The sequence below is a fragment of the uncultured Marinobacter sp. genome (genome assembly GCF_963974375.1).
GTDB lineage: Bacteria > Pseudomonadota > Gammaproteobacteria > Pseudomonadales > Oleiphilaceae > Marinobacter.
Genome location: NZ_CAXBDN010000416.1, coordinates 1 through 2,166, shown reverse-complemented (window position 1 = coordinate 2,166; position 2,166 = coordinate 1). Strand labels below are relative to the sequence as shown.

General features: G+C 58.4%; 2 protein-coding genes. Both read left to right on the top strand.

Annotated elements, in window-relative coordinates; all coding sequences use genetic code 11:
- Positions 1 to 343: 343 nt before the first annotated feature.
- Positions 344 to 712, top strand: coding sequence for a flagellar hook-basal body complex protein FliE (gene fliE, locus AAC035_RS20895; protein ID WP_339807044.1), 369 nt, complete (start codon positions 344 to 346; stop codon positions 710 to 712).
- 35 nt (positions 713 to 747) lie between these two features.
- A partial coding sequence (gene fliF / locus AAC035_RS20890; RefSeq protein ID WP_339807043.1) for a flagellar basal-body MS-ring/collar protein FliF occupies positions 748 to 2,166 on the top strand: 1,419 nt, incomplete at its 3' end.

Sequence of the window (2,166 nt, the reverse complement as noted above, 5' to 3'; positions counted from 1 at the left end):
TACGCTCGGGCTCCGCCATCCATGGCTACGCACGATTCTGGCAAGACCCATCCGACGCCTTCCCGTTGATCCCGTTCTCGCCTACTAAGCCGCGGCACTATTTCAGGTGCCGTTTTTTTTGACATCACCTTTATAAACGCCAGTCACGCCCCGCTTTCTCCCTGTCAAATTCCCGGCACACAATTCCCGTTGAGAACAAGGCTTCGTCTTAAGTGTATGTAATTAATAGGTAATCTAAATCTGGCCGGTTTTTTGCTTTTGTACCGTTAACTGACACAACAATGACCGGTGGGCCCCAGGGCCGCACGGGTGGTACAGCTAGCAGCAAGAAGAGTGAAGCCTTATGGTCGAGCGAGCCGATATCAACAGCGTACTTTCGGAAATCCGTAACATGCGGTCACAGATGACGCAGCATCAGCGGGTGGAGAATGACCAATCGGTACGTGGTCGGGTAGATGGTCCGTCCAGGCCGGACCAGGTCCAGAAAACGCCGGGGTTCAGCGACATGCTCACCCGGGCGGTGGATCAGGTCAATGACTTGTCGCAAACGGCAGGGGATCTGCGCACAGCCTACGAACGGGGTGATCCGGATGTGGACATTACCCGGGTGATGATTGCTGCCCAGAAGTCCAGTGTCTCCTTCGACGCTCTCACCACGGTGCGTAACCGGGTTGTGCAGGCGTACGAAGACATCATGAACATGCCGGTCTGACGCCCGACTCAACTGAATCATTGCGGAGCTGAAACATGGCCAGTGTACCTGCAGAAATCAATTCCCCGGACCTGGCTCGGAGCGATTCCGAGGGTGACGATGGTCGCCGCAGCGATCTGCTGTTCGGGTTCAACCGGCTGAATCTGATTCGCCAGATTGGTCTGATGATTGGCCTGGCGGCCAGCGTCGCTCTCGGCGTGGCGGTTGTGCTCTGGGCGCAGGAACCCAACTATCAGCCGGTGCTGGGCGATCTGTCAGGTTATAACCCGCAGGATGTCACTCAGGTACTGGATCAGAGCAACATCAAATACCGCATGGACAGTCGCAGTGGCGCCTTGCTGGTGCCTTCGCAGGATGTCTATAACGCCCGTATGCAGCTGGCCGCACAGGGGGTTACTGACGATCAAACTATTGGCTATGAATTGCTTGATCAGGACCGGGGTCTTGGTACCTCACAGTTTATGGAAACCATCAGCTTCCGGCGTGGTCTTGAAGGCGAGCTGGCCCGCACCATCAGTAGCATGCGCAGTGTCAAGAACGCGCGGGTTCATCTGGCCATTCCCCAACGCTCGGTTTTTGTCAGAGATGCCCGTGAGCCGACGGCTTCTGTCTTTCTGAATGTGTTTGCCGGGCGCCGGCTCGAGCAGGAGCAGATCAATTCCATTGTGAATCTGGTCGCTGGCAGCATTCCCGAGATGAGCCGTGACAACGTTACCGTAGTTGATCAGAGCGGCAATCTGCTGACCGGCCGCGAGCAGGAACAGGGTAACCGCCAGCAAATGGAAGAGCAGTATGAATACAGCCAGCGCATCGAAGACCGTCTGACCCGCCGGGTGGCGTCCATCGTGGGTTCCATCGTTGGTGACAGCCGTTTCAATGCCGAGGTGAATGCCGACCTGGACTTTTCCGCGGTGGAACGGGCCGAGGAGCTGTTCAATCCGGATCAGCAGTCGGTACGGAGTGAGCGCGAGTCCTCGGAACAGCGGGCCGCCGGCATGCAGGGTGGCATTCCCGGCGCACTTGCGAATCAGCCCCCGGGTGCTGCCGCCGTACCGGAAGTGGCTGGTGAAGCAGATGAAGACGGTGTTGTGCCGCCGCCGCCCGTGGACGTCAGGCGGGAATCGACCCGGAATTATGAAATCGATCGTACCGTAAGCTATATCCGTCAGGCTCAGGGTGCCATACGCCGGCTTACTGTTGCGGTGGCGGTGGATGATCGCCGGGTGATGGACCCGCAAACCGGTGAGGTCACCTTTGAGCCCTGGCAGGAACAGGAACTGCAGCGGCTGAGTCTGCTGGTGCGGGATGCGGTTGGCTACTCGGCGGCCCGCGGTGACAGTGTGACCGTTATGAACACCGCCTTTGCGCCGGAGCAGGTGGTTGAGTTTGATGCCCCGGCATTCTGGGAGCAGCCCTGGTTCTGGGACCTGATGAAGCAGGTGCTGGCCGGGCTG